Origin of the sequence: Methanogenium marinum, from assembly GCF_028912405.1 — an archaeon.
Classification (GTDB): Archaea; Halobacteriota; Methanomicrobia; order Methanomicrobiales; family Methanomicrobiaceae; genus Methanogenium; species Methanogenium marinum.
In genome coordinates, this window is the sequence record NZ_JAKELO010000002.1 from 840,531 (window position 1) to 863,419 (window position 22,889).

Sequence of the window (22,889 nt, forward strand, 5' to 3'; positions counted from 1 at the left end):
TTCACCTGACAGAAAGACGCCTCTGCCATCAGTTTCAACTAAGAGAGAATTGCAGGGACAGGATTATAATACTACCTGATTGCAGCGAGTGTGAACTGCCTTCAGAGCAAAGAATACCACAAAAGAATCAGAAAAGGACACAGCCACCTGAAGTGCTGCTTCAAAAAAAAAGATTTGGATTAATTTAGTCCTTGCGGGCAATGAGAGCTGCTACAGCGCCAAGGCCAATGAGAGAAACAAGAACACCAAATCCAGGTGTTGCTGTTGCTTCAGGGGTAGGAACTGCGGTTGGGACCGGGGTAGCGGTTGGCTGTGCGGTCTCGACCGGAGTTACGGTTGGCTGTGCGGTTGGCTCTGCCTTCAGAACATTGAATGTCTGGGTTGCAGTCTGACCTGCTTCGATTCCCTCAACGGTAACAATGTACTCGTCAGGAGTGAATGAAGATGCGTCAACTGCGAATTCCCAGGTGTTCATGCCGTCTTTGTCACCTGCGGTAACAAGGACAGTGCCGGATGAACCGGAGAATGCACCACTCTGACTCTTGTCAGTTGGCTTGAATGAGGAAGAGGTTGCTTCAACAATCAGGCTGTCGCCAACTGCAAGGTTGGTGGTACCGGAGATGGTGAAGGTCTCGCCGACATACTGGTCGCCAATTGCATCGATCATGATCCAGGGTTCCTCAATCATGAAGGTGAGCTTGTAGTAGGTATCATCGATGTCCGGGCTGTCCATTGCAGCGACAAGTGCGGTTGCTGCATCTGATCCCTGAAGACTACCAGTGCCTTCGAGGATGAAGAGAGGATTAAGGACAAATGGATCAAGAACTGGGCGGTAGACGTAAGTCACACCACCAGCTACGACGGTATCAAGGTCAAACTGGTCATTGTACATCGGGTGCTGAACAACAACGAAGTACTGGCCTGCTGCAAGAGTATCGGTGCCTGTGAACTTGTATTCAAATGCTCCGTTATCTTCAACGGTCTCAGTCTGACGGTTAACTAAGTTCTTACCAAGAATCCAGATTGCAATACCGGGTGTAGGGTCTCCCTCTGCATTACCGGTGATATACAGGTCATCGCCTCTGGCAACTGTTGCTGAGGAGGTGGTTGCTGTTACAAAAGGCTTCTTGATGACAATGGATGCAGTTGAATAGATCGCATTGTTTGCGCCAAGGTCATCCTTGTTGGTTGGTGTGGTTACTGCATAGATAGTGTATGTACCTGCATCGAGGTTTACACCTGCAGTGCCCCACTTGTATTCCCAGGTGTCGTCTGTCTCAACAGTCACGGACCCCCATGATCCTGCTGCAACATTGCTGTCAAGCGTACCGCCTGTGACAACTCCATCCTTCGGGTTAGTAATTGGTGCACCCTTGGATTTCAGGTTTGGACCGGTAATAAAGAGCCAGGTGTCATCACTGTCAGTGTTTGTTCCGGAGATAACAATCTCCTCACCGATGTAGTATGAACTGTCACCGGATGCGGTAACTGTGACGTCTCCCTTTTCAACCTTTACCTTGACAGTGTCATAGGTTGGGCTGAATGCTCCAACAGGAGCCTGGTAGTAGTCGGTCCGAATGGTGTAGGTCTGGTCTTTGGTGGTGTCATCAGTGCCGAAACCAACAGTGCGGGTACCGGAGCTGGATAACTTAACCATTGCAAAGTAGTCACCAGATGGTGCTGGAACCGCACAAACATCAGCTCCGACATTTGGGGTTGCACCTGCAGTTCCGGAGAACCGGTATGCTGCTGCAAGAGCGGAAGTAACGGTGACTCCGTTCTGGTTTGCTTTGATGTACGGAACAGTGTCAGGTGCGCTGATACTGCTGGTACCCTTTACCCAGAGAACGTAGTTCTCGTTAGGGCGTCCGGAAATGGTGATTGCAAAGTCGTTGTTGCGGACAACAGTGTCCTTGTTTGACTCGATCTTTACATCGTCTTTCCCTATGTCAAGGGTCTTTACTGCTGTCTTGGTGACACCAGTGATAGTACCTACGTTGTCCTTTGCATTGTTCAGGTTAACCTGTGCGTAGAACGTGTAGACACCAGACTTGTACTGTGCTGATTCAAGATCCCAGTTAGGAACAGCAATTCCACTAGCTGCAGTGGAGTCAGGCAGGAAGAACTGAGAGCTTGTTGGAACAAGACCAGTGAGCCCACTAATTGCGCCTGTACCAGCGTTTTCGACAAGTGCAGTGTAGGTAGTGCCTTCTGAGTCAACGACTACAACTTTAATATCAGTGTTCTGGCCCGCAAGTGCTGGGCGCTGGTTAATTACCTGATACAGGTTGCTGTCAAGACGGAAAACCATTGAGGTACCGGTCTTAACGACGCGCTCGTTTGTCATGTCCTCACCAGTGACGGTATTGTATACCTTCACATCAATTGAGGGCATCTGGACGTTCATAGCAACGACGCCAAGACTGCCTGCTTCGTACCAGTTACCTGTGCGGGTCTGGAACGTTGCGGGATCAATAACTTCACTTCCAGCACCCTGTAAGGTATAGGTTGCTGAAGGGGAAGCGAGCTTTGGATCGTCACCTGCTGCAAACCACTCAAGAGTGGTTACGCCTGCAGTGGTTGTTAGGGTGAGGCTTTCCTCACCAACAAATACGACTCCGCCCGCAGGAACAACGGTCAAATCTGCTGCTGCTGGTGCAACTGCGAGAAATGCCAATGCTACAAGGGCAAGGAGTATAACACTAATTTTTGCTTTCATTCATAGCCTCCATACGATTAAGTTGAGGAACAGCATGGGATTTCGTCAAAAGACGAAAAACGATTCACTTTGCTCCATACTCCGAACGACGGAATATACCACAATATTTGACAAACACTTAATATATCCTTTGTGGTTGAACCCCTTTTGAGAAATGGATAAGACGGCGAAATAGTCCACCAAAACTCAAATTTTAGGGTTATTTCACTACCAATGACCATCTGAACAGAATGTATCCACCCCGCAACACATCAGGAGATAGATAAACGACCATTGAAATAAATGGTCGAAACCGTTCCAAACTACGCGCCAAAAAACAGACAGACCACATACATACGAACCACTCCCCAATGAACAACCCCACACCATACGACAAAATCGTTAAATTAATTACCTGAAAGATACTATTCTGTAGAGCAACACTATGTATTGCACAGTCCGGTAGTGTAGCGGTCAATCATGCGAGGCCCTGGATCTTGCGACAGCAGTTCGAATCTGCTCCGGACTATCATTCTTCTTTTCGACATTCTTGCACTATGGAGTGACAGGTAGAAATTTTTTCACGTATAAATAAAATTTACAGCTATGTAGTAATTCTTTGACATAATTGCGATCGGAAATATAGTATATCAATTAACCGGATTTATTTTGACCATTATTAAAACAGAGACTAATCTGCCCATAACCAGACCATATCATCCGTGATGAAAAACACATGTGCTGTTTGCCCCTTAAACGACAGGTTACGATTAACACCAGTTTAGAACACATTACGAAATCTGCAGCCAAATAGAGGCCAAATACCACACTATGCCCCCCAGAGCCACAGAAATATATACCTACACAGAAGCCCGGAGTGACCAGTTCTCAGCCGAGACGGCCTATACATCCTCCCAAAAAACACCTCAATTAAAACCCCAGATTAATCGACAATCTATCGAATTTTAAGCAAATAAAAGGCATTGCGACCATATTTTTTCGAGAGAAAAAGAGACCAAAAAATACGTTCACTCCACCCTTTAATTCTTCAACGAGCAGAACCAAAGGGCCACACACAATGGAGAAAATATTCCCGACATCCACACACTCATCAGGGAACTAAAAATACCACCAGGAATTATGATCACTACCCCAAAAAGATCCGCCCAAACGAGAGATCATCCATTCACGCCAGAAACGCTGCCAGAATACCACTGAGAAAAATTCCGTCAAACGTTCCCGCACCCCCAATACTCACCATCGGTGCGCCGATTTTATCCAGATGGCGCCAGTTTAAGAGATCTGCACCAATTAATGTGCCCATTGTGCCGCTTGCAAACGCAATGGGTGGAGCAGCCAGCGGATCGCCAAAGGATAATACAATACCACAAATAAGAGCACAGAGCGGAGGAATATAAATGGGAGTGGCAATACCCATCCCGGGAACAACCTTTGCCACACTATGGGTAATACCTGCCACAAGGAGAATTCCCGCACACCCCCCCAGAATAACTCCAAAAGGTGCCGGGAAGAAGGCTGGTGATGAAAGTATATAGTATACCAGATAGAGCACGACCAAAAGCGGGATTATTACACCACCCACATTGACAGCAACAGTAGTGTCCGGGCCATCATGCATCGCATATGCCCTGCCAAAGCGATCTCTGAACTGATATGCCCGGTTTCGCACACCTGCTATCCGCGTTACCGGGATATTGATGAAACTCCCGATAACAGAGGCAATAATTAAAACGAAAATTTCCCCACCTGAGAATCCAAGACTTCGGAATGCACCTCCGATGATCCCAAGGAAGAGCAGCGGAAGAAAAAGCAGAACCAGCAATATCAGGATAAAGATGAGAACAAAGGAGAAGGGATTGAAATAATACTGCCTCATTCTCCGGATGCCCCCTTATTTCCCTATGCCTCTTTTACACAGAGCATGCAGGTATGGTCCTTATGGAATGGATCCAGCGTACCGGACCAGGTGATCGTAAGACCCATCTCACGAAGTGACATGCGAGTCTCTTCTGCAATCTCCTCAGAAGGTCTCCGGACATCCACACTCCGTGCCTTCAGCATTAGGATCGCTATTCCACCTTTTTTAAGGAAGGGCAGGTTCTTTCGAAGGATATCTGCCTGATTCGGCTGTGCCACATCCTGATAGATCATATCCACCGCCTCCACAAAGCAGCCATAAACCTCCGGGCGGTTTGCGTCCCCCATAATGGGCACAAGATTCAATCTGCGGCGTGCCACTTCAATAAGGTCCTGCATCGGACGGGGAGCAAATTCAACGGCATATACCGTCTCAACATAATCTGCCACATGAGAAACCGTCGTACCGTTTGCCGCACCCAGGTACAGCACCCGCATGTCAGATGACAAATCCAGTGGGGCACCGTTGAGAATTGCTGCAGGAAATTTGCTGCGGTGAGGATCCCATACCCGACATCCATTTAGCATCCGCTCGCCATAGACACCGCCTTCTCCCTCCGATACAATTGTCCCACGTATTACCTTCATTCCTTCTCACCCACCGTATCAATTCTCTCCTGAGCTTTTTCAATGAATGCCGGATCCAGTTCTCCACGATAATAGTCAATCTTCGCTGCAATCGCAAGTTTTCCCGCAACCGCACGCGACACTTTTCCCCTCACATTGCGGGGAGCATTATGCACCCGGCGATGCTGGAAGATGATACCATGTTTGGGCGGGGGGCTCCCTGCCCTGAGATGAGAAAAAAGCGCTCCTTCTGCACCCAGCACCTGAATCGTTGACGCGGGCATACCGGCAAGGACAGAGAGTCCGCCGGCACGTTCCATCAACCGTGCTGCCACAAGACCCCCTACAAGATTACTACAGTTGGGCATCACCGCATCGGTCCGCTTAGAAACATCATGCATCAGGGCGACACGATGATCAGACAGAGCATCTATCTCACCACATATACGCCCCAGAGGACCTTTCTCCTTCTTTATCACACCAATCATCCGCTTCGCACTCAATGACTTGTACTTGCGGGAAAACCCGGGTTTTTTAACGAGATACCATTCTACTGCCTTTTCAGTCAGAAGATTAACCACCTCATCAATCTCATCGAGCATCCGTACCATCTGAATAAGTTCAGCGTCACCTTCACTGAACGCCGCGACAATCTTACGCCGGGCATCCCGGATAGTAACATTACGCAGCTTTGCAAGATACTCCTCGCGATCTGCAAAAAAACCGCAGTCACAGGCCTCCTTCACAGAGACCGGAACAAAGCCGGTATCCACCTTTCCCCGTATCGTATCACACCGCTCCAGGATTCTGTCTTCATCACCCTGAGCGGGCGTACATACACCGTCGTCAATGTCACCGAACCAGTAGCTGCGCATCTACCTTACCATTGCATATCCGCACTAATAAAGGGGTTGGAGAAGACGGCCCCCTGACACAAACCGGCTTAAGGCCAGACCGCAATACCTGTTCCACCGGAGAATATCCATGATCGTTGCTGCAGTACTGTTTTTTGTGTTTGGCATGGCACTCCTTGTCAAAGGGGCCGACTATTTTGTGAAAGGAGGAGGCGGCCTTGCGGCACGCTATGGCGTATCCTCAGCCACCATCGGATTTACCGTCATTGCATTCGGCACCTCACTCCCGGAATTTGTGGTGAGTGTCAATGCCATCATCTCCGGCAACTCAGATGTTGCACTCGGCAATGTACTGGGCAGCAATATTGCAAATATCGCCCTTGTACTCGCACTCTGTGCAATCATCAGCCCCGCCATGTTCATGAGTGGACCGTCCGGCAAAGGCCGGGTGGAAAATGAAACTATACTCATGATCGCTGCGACAGTCTTCTTTGCTCTGCTGGCAGTGACGGGGGAATTGACACGACTCTCGGGAATACTAATGCTTGCAGGATTCTGCGTCGTCCTCTATATTACATGGAAAAAACTTGGCACTGAACCTGTGGAACGCATTGAAGTACACGGAAAAATGGACTGGGTGCTGACCGCAGGCGGTCTTGTAGCAGTCATTATCGGATCCCAGCTGGTTCTTGATGGCGCAATCACCATTGCTGAGGCATTTGGAATCCCCGAGTTTGTCATCGGCATGACCATCGTTGCGTTCGGCACATCTCTCCCGGAACTTGCCACTTCCCTTGTTGCCATCCTGCGTGGCGATCTTGGCATCTCGGCAGGCAACCTGATGGGAAGCAATATATTCAACCTCCTTCTCGTCCTCGGTACCGGTGCCATCATCCGCCCTATACCCATTCCCGCATATACCGATGTCATCATTGTGCTGCTCTTCTCCCTTGCGGTTATCCCGATTGTGAAAGGAAAACCCCACGTTATCCGGGCATGGGCTTCATTTCTTGTGGTTGCCTACTTTGCCTACGTAATAGCCCTCTATGTCATGTACTAAAAAACAGAAGAACTGAAACCACACCATTTTTTTTCAGGCTTTTCAGCCATGCATACTATATTTTTACGAAATCAATCACTTTGTCAACTCTCACTTTCTCTTGGTCTATTCTAAAAACGGGAAAACTAAAAAATGAAAAACGCATGCTTCATGCTCACTTCAAAGAATCTCGAGGGAAAAGAGAATCACAGGCACCATTATTGCACCCATGCACGTGACACGCCTGACATTGACGAGGGACGGGATAAGTCCGACCAGAGTGGCACACACCAAAATTACCATGCCAAATACCCCTGTCAGAAGGAAGGCCAATACCGTGACCACACCTATCACCATATAGCTCATCGCCCGCACAGGAATTCCCCCCAGAAACTGTGCACCCCGCCCGCAGAGAATCGTAATAACAAAACCACAGAGTGCAGCGGCCACACCACCAGCCAGTATGAGCAGAGGGGAGGGCATACCAATGGTGTCCAGAACGACCATCACCCCGTTTCGCATCCGCCCCAGTGCGATGAGTGCCGCAAGACCAAGGAAAGCATTCGCCGTGTTCGCCGCACTGGTTGCAATGATGTACCCCTTCCCTTCACTCCCTGCCTGAAAGAGCGGCGAAAGGAGGGCATTTGCCGTTGCATTGGAGAGACCCGGCAACCATCCGACCACAGCACCTGCGAGAGTGCCCATACCCGCGTGCCAGGCAATACTGCGGGCCCCGGTGGACGGGTCGGAACGCACCTGCTTTGGCATAACCCCGCCGGATGCACGAAGCAGAACGGAAATACCAAACAGTCCGGTCAAAAGCGGCATCAGGACAGACGAAACACCGGAGGTATGGGAGATAAGCCATGCATAGCGAAAGGCAAATATCCCCAGAATCCCGGAGAGAAGAAAAACCACAGCAGACCATTCTGGTGATTCTGAACTGAGTATGAGAAGCCCCGCAACAAGGATGAGGATGATACCCAGCCACCAGTCAATAGTGGACTGCAGACTAGGCAGAAAGAACATGAAGACCGCAAAAAGCGGCATCACCATCACGACCGATACTGCACTCCCCATAGCAGAGAGGCGAACAGCTTCTTCCCCGTGTCCCTGCATACAGAGGGCATGCGCCGGGAGAACAGAGATAGCAGTATCTGCATCCGGTACACCAAAAAATGTGCTCGGCACACAGTCAGTAAAGGTATGAACCACGAGTGCACTGAAAAGTGCAATGCCCACTGCCGGTGCACCGAGGACGGCAAGAAGCCCGCTTTCGGCTGCCACCAATATACCTGCCATGGTATTGGCATGGATGCCCGGGATGAGGCCACTTATCGTACCAAGAATCGTGCCAATGAGAATACCTGCGATGATCTCTGTTGCCACAAATAATCTGTGGTATGTAGTGAAGGAAAAAAGATCCGAAACACAAAAAGCAATGATACCTCAGGATGCATACATATACTAACATGAAGATTGCAATCACCAGGCTTCCGGAGAAGGCAGGCTCGGACCAGCCACTTTGCCGGGAATTCGGCCATGAATGCCTCATCGTCTCTCCCATGAAGGCACAGATGTATGAAGATGCCGTGAAGGCCTTTGTCACTGCCGCAAATGAGGAGACCTATGACTGCATCTTCTTCACGAGTGCCCTTCCTGCCCGTCTCATCGGGCCACTCCTGAAGACGGCGGCACGTATCATCGCAATAGGCCCCCAGACAGCAGAGTATCTGGCAGAGGGAGGAATCACCTCTGAAATTCTCCCATCCCATTATTCACGGGATTTTGTGCCCTATCTCGGGGACTGGGTAGCAGGAAAGAAGATCGGCATCCCCCGCGCTGATGTTCCAAACCCCGTCCTTCTGGATGCCATCACTGACGCAGGAGGACTTGCATGTGAGTTACCAGTCTATTCGCTGGAACCCACAAATGTACATCTTGATACCACAGATGCAGATGCAATTCTCTTCACAAGCGCCAACTCCTACACATATGCCAAATACCAGAAAGATGGTCTTCTCCCCATGGCAATAGGTGAGATCACAGCAGACCGGATGAGAGAGGACGGAACAGAACCCGTTGTTGTCGGGAACGGAACGCTGACGGGGACTCTTGCGGCACTGAATCACTATCTGGAAGAGAATGGAAATACATCTGCTGAACTCGGTATTGACATACCACGCGGAGGCATCATTGCCGTGGACAAACCGCGGGGACCATCCAGCCACGAAGTGGCCGCATGGGTTCGGGATATGCTGGGCATGCCCTGTGGTCATGGCGGGACACTCGACCCGGATGTATCCGGTGTTCTCCTCGTCATGATCGGCAGATCTGCCCGTCTGGCACCAGTGATTCTTAGTCATGAGAAGGAGTACATTGCCCTCCTGCGGCTCCATGGGGACGCAACGGAAGAACAGATCCGGGAGACAGCGAGAGAATTTGTCGGAAAGAACTACCAGCGCCCGCCCCTGAAAAGTGCCGTCGCCCGGGCACTCCGTATCCGGACGATGTACGAGATAGACGTGCTCGGTATCGATGGTAGGGACGTGCTCCTCCGTGTCCGCTGCGAAGCAGGCACCTACATCCGGTCCCTCTGCCGGCATATCGGGTTTGCCATCGGCACCGGCGGCCAGATGGTCGAACTCCGGCGGATACGGTCAGGAGGATATGACGAATCCATGTGCTGTTCCCTGCATGCACTCCGGGATGCGGTAGAACAGGCAAAGAACGGAAACTCAAAAGAACTCTCCTCATACATACGGACACCGGAGTCAGTGCTGGAAGGTATCCCAACTGTCACCATCCGTGACACCGCGGTAGATGCTCTCTGTCACGGTGCATCCCTTGCGGGAGTAGGTGTCACAGCCACAGATTCCTTCAAAAAAGATTCAGAAGTTGCTGTGATGACCGCACAGGGCGAACTGGTCTGCATCGGCACTGCTACAGTACCCTCAGACACGATTGTCCCCGGTGAAACGGGCATCGTCATCCGGCCAAAGATGGTCATCATGCAGGCGGGCACCTATCCAAAAGGCTGGGTCACAAAACCTCCTGCACCGAGACCAAAGAAAAAAGCATCGCCCACCTCCCGGACAGAGGAGAGGGAGGTAAAAGTGGAAAAAAAGAATGTCTCACCCAATATTCAGAAATCGTTACACCCCGGTCCAAAGAAACGTCCGGGTAACAGCAAAGAATACCTGAATAACAGCAAAAACGGCAGGAGAAGGGATCTGGTGGATAAACCAGCCAAGGGGAAGGGAAGCGGGAAAAAGGGACAGAGCAAATATGGCGGGAGCAAATCAATCCAGCGAAAGAAGGGAACCCGCTGAAAACAGGTTCAAATCCCTTTCAAAACACATCCCACTCATTTTTTCAGGATTATCATTTTTGTCAGGCCAGATATTCTACCAAAGATATTGAATCCGGTGCCATCCATGATATATTTTAATCTATACACTAAAATGGAGCAGACAAACGTTTTGTGATTTTAAGTGAAAATCACCCTGTTGAATTTCGGAAACAGTGATAGTGCCTCCCGGCATATCCACCTCCTGCCCATCCTTTCCTCACCCTTTCTCCACCCTTTCTCCACCCTTTCTCCACCCTTTCTCCACCCTTTCTCCACCCTTTCTCCACCCTTTCTCCACCCTCTTTAAGTCCCTTTTTTAGGGAATATACACGTAAATCTGCCGTATTTTTTTTATTTTTTGATTTGATCAAAAATACGCACATAATGACGCTTATTTCCAAAATAAACGAATTATTAGAGACTATTAAGAGGCAGTCATTCGCAAATATTTACCGAGGATGGATAGATACCGTTCCAACTGAGAAAGGCCTGCTACGTGCTTCTGTGTGGATGCATATTTCCGGAGCAAAAATGCGTCTGATGTGAAATCCAGGCTATTTTTTAGATCATATGTTGAAATTATCCAAAATTGACATGAATGAAACACCCCATCCACTGGAAAGAAAAAAAGGAAAACAGATCCAGTGTGTACCCCACGACAATATGCGCACCCAATGCTGCCCCCTCCAAAAAAAACCATTCTATGGCTCGTTTTGGTAGAAATACATCAGTAGAAAACCCATAGCATTAAGAAACGTTGTCCCGAATATAGTAAGGCAGCAGTACGCTGTGCTGAGGTAGTCTAGTCTGGTAGGGCGCAGGCCTGGAAAGCCTGTGGGGACTTTCCCCTCGGGAGTTCAAATCTCCCCCTCAGCGTAATAGTCTTTTTCTGTCCACTTTGTGTTTCCCAATTCACTGGCATCTAAATTAAATTTTGAAAATACGGCGTATTTCAGACATATCCCCACACCACATAAGAGAGAAAGGAAAGGGCTGATGCGCCTCCTTACACAATAATAACAAATGCCTTCTTCTCAGCACCACACCGTGGGCACACCCACGTGTCGGGCAGTTCTTCAAACGGAGTATTCGGCGCGATGCCCTGAGTATGATCCCCTGATTCCGGGAGATAGACATACCCACATTTCGTACATTTATACTGCTGCATGACCCAGAAATGCCCGGCAGAGCATATATATGTTCTGAGGAACGGGAGGAAGAGAAGAAAGAAACAGAAGATTTCAGAAAGGAAACGAATCACCCCCTTATCGCATTCTGCAGAACAATCATCATACAAACACGAGCATTTTGACTCACTAAATGGCAAACAGTGTTCTGCTGCAATCAATTATTACTCACAAAAACTTCACTGAAATCGCCCTCCTCCAAGGACAAAATATACGTAATATCTGCACAGGCATTACACGTCAACACCCATTATTTCATGGGAAACCATACATTACAGCCATGAGTACGCCTGTCCCCTTCACTGAACTGCACCAGAGAATGATACGGTTCAGAGACATAATGGACATAAAAGAGCCAGATTGGGAATGTGTGGTGATATTCAGCAATATCAACCTCTACTACTTCACAGGAACCATGCAGGATGGCATGCTCCTCATCCCCCGGAACAGCGAACCCGTATTCCGGGTCAGAAGCAGTTATGAACGGGCCTGTGACGAATCGGAATTCCCACGAATTGCACCGATGCAAAGCTACCGTGACGCAGTGCAGGATCTCCCCGTTATGCCCATAACCCTCCACCTGGAGACAGAGGTTGTACCACTGGCCCTTCTCGAACGGTTCCGCAAACATTTCCCGGTCAAAACCATCCTCGCGGCAGATTCCCATCTCGCTGCAGTAAGAGCGGTGAAAAGTCCGTATGAACTTAACCTGATGGAAAAAGCAGGGAAGATTCACCAGAAAGTGCTGGAAGAACGGGTACCCGAACTTCTCAGGAAAGGTATGAGCGAAGCTGAGTTTGCCTCACTCCTTTACCCGGCATTCATTGAAGAAGGACACCACGGAATTGTCCGGTTTGGTATGTTTGACACCGAGATCGTCATGGGGCAGATAGCGTTTGGAGAGAGCAGCCTCTACCCCACTGCATTCAACGGCCCGGGAGGCTGTTATGGCCTCTGCCCGGCAGTCCCGCTGCTTGGCAGCAGGGAACGAACATTAGAGGACGGCGATCTGGTCTTTGTCGATACCGGATGTGGAGTTGAAGGCTATCATACTGACAAGACGATGAATTATGTATTCGGGAAGGCCCTCCCGGACAACGCTATAGAGGCACACTACCAGTGCGTCGAAATTCAGGAAAGAATGGCGGCAATGCTCATACCCGGTGCCATCCCTTCAGAAATATACCAGACCATCACCAAATCCCTCTCCCCCGAATTTCAGGAAAATTTCATGGGATTTGGAAACCGCCGTGTAAACTTCCTCGGCCACGGGGTGGGCCTTCTCATTGACGAACAACCGGTTATTGCCCGGGGCTTTGACGACCCAATCCAGGAAGGTATGGTATTCGCCCTTGAACCAAAGAAAGGAATACCCGGTGTTGGCATGGTGGGAACAGAGAACACCTTTGTCGTCACCCCTGCAGGCGGACGATGCCTCACCGGTACTACCAGGGGACTTCTGCCAGTGGCACTCCAATGACCGGCCAACAAAGATAGACACCATTCATTTTTTGCCCTCACATATCTTCGGGATCTCCGGGAGAGCCACCACAATTATATACCCCGCGACCATATTCCGGGATCATTCACGGCAGCATAGAGCGCCGGAACAGAAGGTGAATGAAATGGAAGAAGGTCCACGAGGAGCAATCCTCCAGCGCGATAAACAATCCTATGCAATTATCCCCCGTACACCTGCAGGAATGGTCAGTCCGGAACATCTGGAGAGTATCATCAAGGTGGTGCGGCGCTACGAAATCCCGATTATTAAGATCACATCCGGTCAGAGGATGGTGCTTGTTGGTATCAAAGAAGAAGATGTGGAGAAAATTTGGAACGAACTCGGGATGACCGTTGGTGAAGCAACAGCTCCCTGTGTTCATTATGTTCAGGCATGCCCCGGCACAGCAGTTTGCAAATACGGCCTGCAGGATTCACTGGGTCTCGGACTTGAACTTGAGGAGATGCATCTCGATATGCATCTGCCGGCAAAACTAAAGATGGGTGTCTCAGGCTGTCCACGGTGCTGTGGCGAGAGTTACATGAGAGACATCGGAGTGTTGGGCACCGGAAAGGGATGGACGGTCATATTTGGTGGCAACTCCGGCGGAAGGCCACGTATAGGAGACGTTGTTGCAAAAGGTCTCTCTGCAGATGAAGTAAAAGATCTTGTGAAACGACTTGTTACGTATTACCGGGATACAGCAAATCCGGGCGAAAGAACCGCACGTTTTGTCGAACGGATTGGCATGGAAAAAATTGAAAGCGATGTGCTCTCACAGGTGCCATATATCCCTCTTGCAGATCTCAACCTGAAATAGACCAGAAATCAGGCCTGATTTCCGGGATACTTTTTTTACACAAAAATGAGAGGAGGAGAATCCTTTTCATTCACAGAACAATCAGAACAACGCATTTACCTATACCCATCACCGCCCGTGAAAAACACACCATTCTCCAGTCATCCACCCATAAAATGGAGTGATACCAGTCACATAGCTGTCTTTGTGACTCCCGTCTCCAGAACATTCCGTGCATAGAAAAAGACAGGAAGGGCGATGCACTGCATCACCGCCATAAAGCCGATGACAAGCGGAATCGAAATCTCATAGGCCCAGCCAAGAAAAATACTTCCCGCAAACCATGACGCTCCATATATTGTATTGAAAATGCCGTACGCCATCCCCCGTTTCGAGACTGCAGTGTAGTCTGCAACCGCTGCTCTGAGAATCGTCTCCTGAATACCCATGACAGAACCCCAGAGGAGAGCTGCCAGAAGGGCCGAGGAATATGAGGTGCCAAAAGCAAAGAAGGGAATAATTATACTCAGAACTGGTGCCACACCAAGGATGATGAGCCCGTGGCGATCATACAGCCGTCCGGCTACAAGCGCCACCACTGCATCTGCCCCCATCGCTATTGCATAGAAGAGCGGGATCTGGGCATACGGGACAATCTCAGTTGATGAATAATGAAATGCAATCAGGGGAAAAACAGCAAACCCCACCATCGTCAGTGCAGTAAATATTCCATAAGGCACCAGTGCCCGGGAGGAGAGAATTGGCCCTGAAGTGCCTGACGCCAATTCCATCTCTTCCGGCACCGGCGCCTTCATCCGGGTGATACACAGTGCAGCCATCATCAGAACAAAGGGAACGACAAGAAGCACAAAACCGCCCCGGTAATCCCCCTGCATCAAAAATACTGCAGAAAAAATAAGCGGCCCTGTGATGGCCCCCACCTGATCCATCGCCTCATGAATAGCAAACCCCCACCCTCTTCCAACAGACACCGTCACATTGGAGAGAATAGCGTCCTTGGCGGGTGCCCGGATACCTTTCCCCATCCGTTCAATGATATAAAGAACAGCGGCAATTTCCCATGAGCCGGCGAGAGCGAGAAACGGGACTGCAATAAGCATTCCGTACCCGATAAAGGTCAGTGTCCAATAATGACGGGTGGAGTCGGCAATATATCCGGAGACAAGACGCAGACCATACCCGATAAATTCCCCAAAACCTGCGACAAATGCGACCACGAATGCACTTCCGCCAAGTATGTAGATGTACGGGCCCGCCACACTCCGTGCCCCTTCATAAATCATATCCCCAAAAAGAGATACAATACCAAAGAGAAGGATAACTGCATATGCTCTCCGCCTGCTTGCTGCTGAAAGAGGAGAAACAGAACCCATCAGTGAGAATTTCATACGCCATAGATAATCAACCAATGGGTAATACGGATGAAACAAACCAGACAGGACATAAACACATCCGCCACAGATCCCTGTTCTTTTTCTAACTCCCCCTGTCAGGAAATAAGCTGCTCAAAACCCATGTATTCCATATCACAGAACAATCTCACACAAAAACACGACATACGGGGTGCAGGCCCAATACCCCCCATCTGTCCACCTCAGGAGACCTGCAACACGCGCGTTTTCACCACATCATTCTGCTACCGGTGAGTTATCACTCATCCGGATAGGAACGAACATCCTTTCCGGGCTTCATCGCCGGGCATTGCGCACGATGACAAAAAATCCAGCATTCTCACCACCAAACCATTTATGTACACTAAGCAGGAATAAGAGACAGGGAGGACCTTCCCACGCAGAAACCACAAATAAAAATATCAACGCATTCTGTCCGGGCACAAGATCTGTGGCAGAGAGGCATCCTTTTCATTGTTATTATCATGGCATCTGCTGTTTTCAGCTGTGGATGCATGAATGACACAGTACCCGTTACGCCTGTAGGTGGAGAGATTAATTCCTCAGCACCCCTTTCTGTTGCTGTCACCATCCCACCGTACCAGGAGTTTGCAGAAGCAATCGGAGGAAAACGGGTTGAGGTCATGGTCATGGTACCACCCGGTGCAAGCCCACACACCTACGAACCTACACCCGGACAGCTGAGGGCGCTTTCAAAGACACCGCTGTATCTCGCAGTGGGGACCGGCATCGAATTTGAAGATTCCTGGATGGATAGCCTCACCTCAGTCAACCGCGACATGCAGGTCGTCGATACATCTCTCGGCATCACTTTGTTAAGCACAGAAACAGAGGACACCGCAACAGCAGACGATACTATTCGCTATGACCCCCATGTATGGCTTTCACCCGCAAACGCACGCATCATCGCTCGCAATATTGCCGATGCCTATATCGCGTATGCACCTCGTGACGCCGCATATTTTGAGGCACAGTTTAAAACATACGATGAAAATCTCGCCAGCCTTGATGAAGGAATTAAAGATACCTTCGCAGGAACCGCTAAAAATACGGTGCTTGTCTACCATCCGGCATGGGGATATTATGCCGACCAGTATGAACTTGACATGACATCGGTTGAAGAGGACGGAAAAGAACCCTCACCAGCCTCGCTCAAAGCAATCATCACATCAGCAGAGGAGGCAGGCATCCCGGTAATATTTGCATCACCGGAGTCACCAACCCGTAATGCCGAAGCCATCGCAGATGAAATCGGGGGGAGTGTTGTCTATATCAGTCCCCTCGCAGAAAATTACACAGAAAATCTGGTGGAAGTCACCGATGCATTCAGGAAATGGGCAGTATGAGCACGAAGACGCCAGTTATCGAAGTAGAACACGTAAATCTTGGGCAGAACGGCCATTTAGTCCTGGAAGACATCAGTCTGACAATCAATGAACACGAATTCCATGCGATCATCGGCCCCAACGGCGGCGGGAAGACCACACTTTTAAAAGTAATCCTCGGCCTCATCCGCCCGGATTCCGGCACAGTCAGGGTGATGGGCGGCACTCCACATGAAATGCGGGTACATCTCGGCTATGTGCCCCAGTTTCGGACATTTGACTTTCAGTTCCCGATCTCAGTGCAGGAGATGGTAATATCCGGTCGTCTTGGCCACCTCACGAGTCCGTTCCGGCGTTTTTCACAGGAAGACACGGATGCCGCAACAGAGGCCATGGAGACGATGCAGATAACCCACCTGAAAGACCGTCCCATCCATGACATATCCGGTGGTGAACGCCAGCGGGCAATCATTGCCCGTGCCCTTGCCGGAAAACCCTCTGTTCTCCTTCTCGATGAACCAACCGTCTATGTGGACAGCCCGACAGCAGTACGATTCTACGATATTCTCAGCCAGTTACGGGAAACAATGACCATTGTCCTCGTCACCCACGACATCAGTGCCCTCTCACCGGATGTCACTAACATCTCATGTGTCAACTGCCGCCTCTTTACCCACCACGACAACCAGATAACCGATGATATGATTGCAGGTGCCTATCCCTGCCCGGTGGAACTCATCGCCCATGGCGTCCCGCACCGGGTCGTCCCGGACCATGATAACCGGGTATTCGGAGGCCGTAAATGATTGAAGCACTTGGATTTGAATTCTTCCGGAACGCCCTCATCGCAGGATTCCTTGCAAGCATTGCCTGTGGTGTCATCGGCAGTTTTGTCGTCGTCAAACGCATGGCGGCCCTTGCAGGCGGCATCTCCCATGCGGCATTCGGCGGCATCGGTCTGGGGTATTTTTTAGGGATTGACCCGCTTGCGGGTGCAGCGGCGGTTGCACTCGGCACCTCTGCTGCCACCGCATGGATTCGGATGAAGGCACACCAACACCTCGACACCCTCGTGGGTGCAGTTTGGGCTACCGGCATGGCGGCAGGTATCCTCTTCATCTACATCACTCCCGGATTTGCTCCTGATCTCTTCAGCTACCTCTTTGGGAATATTCTCCTCGTCCCCCGCGAGACACTCCTCGTGATGGCTATTCTTACCGCAGGCATCTGTGGCATCGTAGCCATCCTCTATCCCCGTCTCGTTGCTGTCACTTTTGACGAAGAGTATGCATCAGTGATGGACCTGCACCCGGACAGGATCATGGTCATCCTCCTGCTTTTGACCGGCCTCACGGTCGTGATGCTCATCCAGATTGTGGGAATCATCCTTGTCATCGCCCTCCTGACGCTCCCCGCCGCAACCGCACGGCTCTTTTCACACAGCATGAAAGAACTGATTGTCGGTGCGTCTCTTCTCGGCATCGTCTTCACCACCACAGGCATCTGGCTCTCCTATGCTTTCGACATCCCGTCCGGTGCAACAATTGTGATTGTGAGTGCGTGCGTCTACTTTGGAGCGCTCCCCCTGCAAAGCCGAATAATGAGCCGCAGGGAATCTGCCTGAATACAAACCAATGAATGCTCTGCAGCGGAGAATCTGAATCTCTGAAAAAAAGAGAAAGAAGAACGATCAGGGTGCCTGCATAAACCAGACAGACACTGTGCCGTCTTCTGCATATAATGTCAGGTCATTCCCACTGACCTGATATGAGACTGCTCCCTCCAGTGCTGCCAGATACCCGCTCTCCTGATCCATCACACCTGCAGGGGTTTCACAATACATCAGGGTAAGTCCCAATGGACCAATTGAGAGAGAATTACCATCTTTTGTATATGAGCCAAAATAGCTGTTGCACCCGGCATCCCCGGTCACCTGACCATCCACCCCAAAGATCGCAGTCACGTTTGTGCTATCCAGTGCGGATACGGCATTCCCGTCCGCATCCTGATACGAGACCATGTGCCATTCACCTGTTGTGATTTTGGGTTGTGCCACAGCGTAGGCCAGAAGAATGCTTCCGTCAACATCCCGCAGGGTGAGTGTCCCTGGCCCCCGTTCAAACGTTGCCACCTCACCCAAGAGGGTAAGGTAACGGGATTCTTGTTCCATTGTCTCTGCAGGTGATTCACAATACATCTTTGTCGAACCCACAGGACCAATGGATACCTCCATGCCACTCACAGAATAGGACGCAAAATAATTGTTGCAGCCAGCACTGCCGGTCACCTGCCCATCCTCACCGAATAATGCCGAGATGGTAGTCTGCGCTGCAGGGGAAACCACACCCCCCTGACCATTGTTATACCCGGTCAGCTCCCAGTCCTCTCCCTGAGGTGTTGAGACATACTGCCTGAATACTGCCATCCGCAGACCATCTGCATCCATGAGGGTCAGGTCACCCGGATCAACACGATAGGAGGCAGCAGCCTGCACAGCCGCAAGGTACGCACCCTCCTGATCCATCACACCCTCAGGATCCATACAATACATCTCAGTCATGGCGAGAGGCCCGATTGTGATGGCATCGCCGGTCACCGTATATGTTCCGGAATAACTGTTGCACCCGGAATTTCCGGAAATCTGATTACTTTCGCTGAACGTGGCTGTGACAGAGGTTCCGTCTTCAACAGATACAAAGCCCCACAATCCATTATTGTAGCCAGTGAGCATCCATTCCGTCCCGTTCAGTTCCGTCTCAACCGCATGGAAAATAAGAATCTCCTGCCCGGCTGAATCAGTGAATGTGAGTTTTTCATCAGACATGGTGTATCCGGCTATTGCACCAAGGAGTGACAGGTAGCGAGCCTCCTGCTCCATGACACCTGTTCCGTCACAATACATCACTGTCACCACCGGCAGATCCAACGAGATCGTCTGCCCGTCAGTGACATATGCCGCATTGTACATGTTGCAGCCGGACGACCCTTTCACATACCCATCTGCGAACTCTGCGGTGACCGGTGCTGTGGCAAGGGGTTCTGCCATGGCCCCATCTATATTCATATACTCATCCAGCATCCAGACTGTTCCGGTCAGATCTCCCCCTCCCGTTGCCGGCTCCTGTGTACATCCACAACAGAAGGAGACAACGAGGATAAAGAGAACTGCCCCCACAGCCACTACACCTCTTTTCATATGCCCCTAGATCACACCCGGACAATATATATTCTATGGTGAAAACGAGTAAACACTGGTTTGTGCGTTTGTTCACCCCTGCAACTGCGGTGCACAACTCGTATCACTTTGGAAAAATCCCGGCATCTGGCTAAGCAACGCATAAATTACCCCCAAAGGGCCTGCACCTTGGTAAAACACATCCACACAGAAGCCCGGAGTGGGATATTCTCAGCCGGAGGCAACCTATACGTCCCCCAAAAATATCCAACAATAGCAACCCCATAGTATTCCACAATAAATCGCCATTTTAGCAAATAAAAGGCATTACAACCGTGTTTTTCCTGCAGTTAAGATGAGCAAAAAATACGTCCATTTTGCCTCCCAATTCCCCAACGGAGGAGGTCAAAATGGGTGGATAGAGGGTTGCAAAAAACAGCGGTGGGGCAGGAGTTCCCGTTTCCAATATTTATTTGACTGGGTTTACACACATACACATGTTTTCTTTCGCTTCGCAGCATTTCTAAAGAGCCGGAAATAAAAAAAGAGTCAGGATTATTGTTCCAAACACGCCCGGCCCAGTTCAAAAGCCCGGATATTGGTTTCAACTGTCTTCGGCGGCACACACCGGGAGATGGCCTCTCTGAGTGCCTCAACACTCAGCGGCAGCGCGTGAGACGCTGCACCAAGCATCACCACATTCTGTGCGAGAATTGTGCCGGCCTCAACAGCGAGACCAGCCGCATCAATCGCTGTACATGAGACATCCCCCAGACGTTCCATAATCTCATCTGTTGTTGGCACCTCTGCGCCGTCAGTGAAGGCTGACGTCGGTATAACAACTGCATCACTGGTGATGATAGTACCACCAGTCTTGAGGAAATGACGGTACCGGAGTGCCTCTAAGAGATCAAACGAGATGATGAGATCTGCAGTACCCGGCGAAATGAGGGGTCCATAGACACCGCCGATCCGGATATGTGTCTCAACAGACCCTCCGCGCTGTGCCATACCATGTGTCTCTGCGCCACGAACCGACACCCCGGCAACCAGACATGCCTCACCCAGTATGTTTGAGGCAAGAATGGTCCCCTGACCACCGACTCCGACAATAAGGACATCAAAGGATTCTTTCATTGTTTACCTCCCTTATGAATTGCCCCCGCGGGACAGATGTCAGCACAAACTGAACAACCACTGCAGAGGCTCGTAATAACCGCCTTCCCGTCATGGAATTCAATTGCCGGGCACCCAAACTTCACACAGAGTCCACAGCCGGTACAGATCTCCGGGTCTACCACATATGGTTTTCGGCGGATGCCCTCACGGCGTGCGGCAATCACACATGGCTGCCGGGCAACGATCACCTTCACACCCTCACGGTCCTTTGCGGTCTGCAGTGCCTGCATTAGACCGGTGAGATCATAGGAACTGACCGTCTCAACCCATGGTGCGCCAACTGAACGGCATATCGCCTCAATAGAAACCGGAGGAGAGGCAACCCCGGTGGCAGTCACCCCTGTATTTGGGTTGGGCTGGTGGCCGGTCATCGCCGTGATACGATTATCGAGAATAACCACTGTCATATTGGCACCATTGTATACCGCATTCAAAAGACCCTGAATACCGGTGTGCAGGAAGGTCGAGTCCCCGATGGTGCATACCACCGGCCGCATCTCACCGGAATGTGCGATGCCACTTCCGACCGTGATGGACGCGCCCATGCAGATGGTTGTATCCACCATGCCGAGCTGAATACCCAGAGTATAACAGCCGATGTCACTCGGGAAGATACCATCTTTAAACACTTTTTTCATCGCATAGAAGACCGCACGATGTCCACATCCAGCGCAGAGAAGTGGTGGGCGGGCAGGGATTCCTTCTTCAGGGGGTACCACAGGATATGTCTTTGTGGGAGCGAATCCTGCCGATGTCATCGCCTGCGCTACTGCAGCAGGAGATAGTTCACCTTCAAACGGAAGGTGACCGTCCATCTTTCCGTGCACCACAGTTGTTGTCGCTGCCATGCGGACGGCCTCTTCAATTACCGGCGAAAGTTCCTCGATGACAAGCACCGTCTCATGCTGGTCCACAAACGCTTTGAGCCATGCAGCATCTATAGGATAGGCACCGATCTTTGCAAACGATACGTCGTCAGAGATCAATTCTTCTGCATAGGAGGCCGCAATTCCACCACTGATGATGGCAGTTGTTCCGCGCACCTCTGCAGTGTTGAACCCTCTATCAACGAACATCTCCGCAATGGCCGGCTGTTTTTCGTTGAGCTTTTTGTGCAGCACCCGCGTATGTTTCGGAATTACCACATACTGCTGTGGGTTGCGCTCAAAGGATCCGATTCGGTGTCCGGTGCCCGGAACATCCGGTTCAACATCACTTTTTGAGTGGCATATGCGCGTTGTCGGCCGGAAGAGCACTGGCAAACCCACTTCTTCTGAAATCGCAAAAGCCGCTCTCATCATCGAATGCGCCTCGCGGACACTTGCAGGGTCCAGGCACGGAATCTTTGCAAAGAGGGCATACCGCCTGCTATCCTGTTCATTCTGCGAACTGTGGGCATACGGGTCATCAGCAGAGAGAATCACAAACCCACCGGTGACACCAGTGTAGGCACTGGTGAGAAGCGGATCTGCTGCCACATTGAGCCCGACATGCTTCATCGTGACAAGAGAACGGATACCCGTCCATGCCGCGGCAAGGGCATTTTCAAAGGCAACTTTCTCATTTACTGACCATTCAACGTAGAAATCACGGTCTTTCTGATGGCGGAGATAGTCTATTACTTCTGATGAAGGAGTCCCGGGGTACCCGCTCGCAAAGTCAATCTCTGCTTCCAGGCACGCCTGGGCAATCACCTCATTCCCCAGCATATATCGAATATTCATACCTGACAAAAGGTATGAGAAAACAGGGTTTATACTATTCTGATCCGCTGCGCCACCAGTCACTTCACAAAGACAGGGGCAAGACTCCGGAAACAAAACAAAACGCTTAATTACCTCA

18 protein-coding genes and 2 tRNA genes are annotated in these 22,889 nt (G+C 50.5%); 9 read left to right on the forward strand and 11 right to left on the reverse strand.

Annotated elements, in window-relative coordinates; translation table 11 throughout:
* Positions 1–184: 184 nt before the first annotated feature.
* Positions 185–2,719 carry an MEMAR_RS02690 family S-layer glycoprotein gene (locus L0665_RS04425; protein ID WP_274924497.1) on the reverse strand — a complete coding sequence of 845 codons (2,535 nt, stop codon included), beginning with the start codon at positions 2,717–2,719 and terminating at the stop codon, positions 185–187.
* A 435-nt stretch (positions 2,720–3,154) separates the two neighbouring features.
* Here L0665_RS04425 and L0665_RS04430 point away from each other — a divergent pair.
* A tRNA-Gln gene (locus L0665_RS04430) sits at positions 3,155–3,227 on the forward strand.
* Positions 3,228–3,884: 657 nt separating this feature from the next.
* On the opposite strand, the gene L0665_RS04435 is transcribed toward L0665_RS04430, so the two are convergent.
* From L0665_RS04435 to L0665_RS04445, 3 genes are read right to left on the reverse strand one after another with little or no spacing between them, the layout of a single operon-like run.
* On the reverse strand, positions 3,885–4,595 hold the full coding sequence (locus L0665_RS04435; RefSeq protein ID WP_274924498.1) for a DUF1614 domain-containing protein: 711 nt from the start codon (positions 4,593–4,595) through the stop codon (positions 3,885–3,887).
* Between the two features lie 23 nt (positions 4,596–4,618).
* Entirely contained in the window at positions 4,619–5,224 is a 606-nt protein-coding gene (locus tag L0665_RS04440) for a fibrillarin-like rRNA/tRNA 2'-O-methyltransferase (protein ID WP_274924499.1), read from the reverse strand.
* The gene (locus L0665_RS04445; protein ID WP_274924500.1) at positions 5,221–6,078 is read right to left on the reverse strand and encodes an NOP5/NOP56 family protein; all 858 of its coding nucleotides are present in this window, start codon (positions 6,076–6,078) and stop codon (positions 5,221–5,223) included. Before L0665_RS04445 ends, L0665_RS04440 begins: the two co-directional genes overlap by 4 nt.
* Before the next feature lie 109 nt (positions 6,079–6,187).
* Here L0665_RS04445 and L0665_RS04450 point away from each other — a divergent pair, with 109 nt between their 5' ends.
* Positions 6,188–7,117: a calcium/sodium antiporter gene (locus tag L0665_RS04450; protein ID WP_274924501.1), complete on the forward strand. Its 930-nt coding sequence runs from the start codon at positions 6,188–6,190 to the stop codon at positions 7,115–7,117.
* 159 nt (positions 7,118–7,276) lie between these two features.
* Here L0665_RS04450 and L0665_RS04455 read toward each other — a convergent pair whose 3' ends face one another.
* Positions 7,277–8,485 carry a tripartite tricarboxylate transporter permease gene (locus tag L0665_RS04455; RefSeq protein ID WP_274924502.1) on the reverse strand — a complete coding sequence of 403 codons (1,209 nt, stop codon included), beginning with the start codon at positions 8,483–8,485 and terminating at the stop codon, positions 7,277–7,279.
* 83 nt (positions 8,486–8,568) lie between these two features.
* Here L0665_RS04455 and L0665_RS10795 point away from each other — a divergent pair, with 83 nt between their 5' ends.
* Positions 8,569–10,428 (forward strand): RNA-guided pseudouridylation complex pseudouridine synthase subunit Cbf5, encoded by a 1,860-nt coding sequence (locus L0665_RS10795; protein WP_338036415.1) that lies wholly within the window; start codon positions 8,569–8,571, stop codon positions 10,426–10,428.
* A gap of 169 nt (positions 10,429–10,597) precedes the next feature.
* On the opposite strand, the gene L0665_RS04470 is transcribed toward L0665_RS10795, so the two are convergent.
* The gene (locus L0665_RS04470) at positions 10,598–10,849 is read right to left on the reverse strand and encodes a hypothetical protein (RefSeq protein WP_274924503.1); all 252 of its coding nucleotides are present in this window, start codon (positions 10,847–10,849) and stop codon (positions 10,598–10,600) included.
* Positions 10,850–11,239: 390 nt separating this feature from the next.
* Between L0665_RS04470 and L0665_RS04475 the strand changes: the two genes are divergently transcribed.
* Positions 11,240–11,324: transfer RNA gene (locus L0665_RS04475), tRNA-Ser, on the forward strand.
* A gap of 130 nt (positions 11,325–11,454) precedes the next feature.
* Here the strand turns inward: L0665_RS04475 and L0665_RS04480 are convergent.
* Positions 11,455–11,616: a rubredoxin gene (locus tag L0665_RS04480; RefSeq protein WP_274924504.1), complete on the reverse strand. Its 162-nt coding sequence runs from the start codon at positions 11,614–11,616 to the stop codon at positions 11,455–11,457.
* 299 nt (positions 11,617–11,915) lie between these two features.
* Here L0665_RS04480 and L0665_RS04485 point away from each other — a divergent pair, with 299 nt between their 5' ends.
* Both L0665_RS04485 and L0665_RS04490 read left to right on the forward strand, forming a co-directional pair.
* Positions 11,916–13,115, forward strand: coding sequence for a M24 family metallopeptidase (locus L0665_RS04485; RefSeq protein ID WP_274924505.1), 1,200 nt, complete (start codon positions 11,916–11,918; stop codon positions 13,113–13,115).
* Positions 13,116–13,260: 145 nt separating this feature from the next.
* Positions 13,261–13,956 (forward strand): nitrite/sulfite reductase domain-containing protein, encoded by a 696-nt coding sequence (locus L0665_RS04490; protein WP_274924506.1) that lies wholly within the window; start codon positions 13,261–13,263, stop codon positions 13,954–13,956.
* Positions 13,957–14,126: 170 nt separating this feature from the next.
* On the opposite strand, the gene L0665_RS04495 is transcribed toward L0665_RS04490, so the two are convergent.
* Positions 14,127–15,344 (reverse strand): MFS transporter, encoded by a 1,218-nt coding sequence (locus tag L0665_RS04495; RefSeq protein ID WP_274924507.1) that lies wholly within the window; start codon positions 15,342–15,344, stop codon positions 14,127–14,129.
* 518 nt (positions 15,345–15,862) lie between these two features.
* Here L0665_RS04495 and L0665_RS04500 point away from each other — a divergent pair.
* The 3 genes from L0665_RS04500 to L0665_RS04510 are packed head-to-tail and all read left to right on the forward strand — an operon-like array spanning position 15,863 to position 18,317.
* Entirely contained in the window at positions 15,863–16,714 is an 852-nt protein-coding gene (locus tag L0665_RS04500) for a metal ABC transporter solute-binding protein, Zn/Mn family (RefSeq protein WP_274924508.1), read from the forward strand.
* Positions 16,711–17,499: a metal ABC transporter ATP-binding protein gene (locus L0665_RS04505; protein ID WP_274924509.1), complete on the forward strand. Its 789-nt coding sequence runs from the start codon at positions 16,711–16,713 to the stop codon at positions 17,497–17,499. Before L0665_RS04500 ends, L0665_RS04505 begins: the two co-directional genes overlap by 4 nt.
* Complete coding sequence (locus tag L0665_RS04510) at positions 17,496–18,317, forward strand: metal ABC transporter permease (RefSeq protein ID WP_274924510.1); 822 nt, start codon at positions 17,496–17,498, stop codon at positions 18,315–18,317. Before L0665_RS04505 ends, L0665_RS04510 begins: the two co-directional genes overlap by 4 nt.
* A 66-nt stretch (positions 18,318–18,383) precedes the next feature.
* Here L0665_RS04510 and L0665_RS04515 read toward each other — a convergent pair whose 3' ends face one another.
* The 3 genes from L0665_RS04515 to iorA all read right to left on the reverse strand — a co-directional run bounded on the left by L0665_RS04515 (position 18,384) and on the right by iorA (position 22,771).
* A complete protein-coding gene (locus L0665_RS04515) occupies positions 18,384–19,889 on the reverse strand; it encodes an META domain-containing protein (RefSeq protein WP_274924511.1) in 1,506 nt (501 codons plus the stop codon).
* Between the two features lie 534 nt (positions 19,890–20,423).
* On the reverse strand, positions 20,424–21,005 hold the full coding sequence (gene iorB / locus L0665_RS04520; protein WP_274924512.1) for an indolepyruvate ferredoxin oxidoreductase subunit beta: 582 nt from the start codon (positions 21,003–21,005) through the stop codon (positions 20,424–20,426).
* Positions 21,002–22,771 carry an indolepyruvate ferredoxin oxidoreductase subunit alpha gene (iorA, locus tag L0665_RS04525; protein WP_274924513.1) on the reverse strand — a complete coding sequence of 590 codons (1,770 nt, stop codon included), beginning with the start codon at positions 22,769–22,771 and terminating at the stop codon, positions 21,002–21,004. The genes iorB and iorA overlap by 4 nt, the downstream gene beginning before the upstream one ends.
* Positions 22,772–22,889 lie beyond the last annotated feature (118 nt).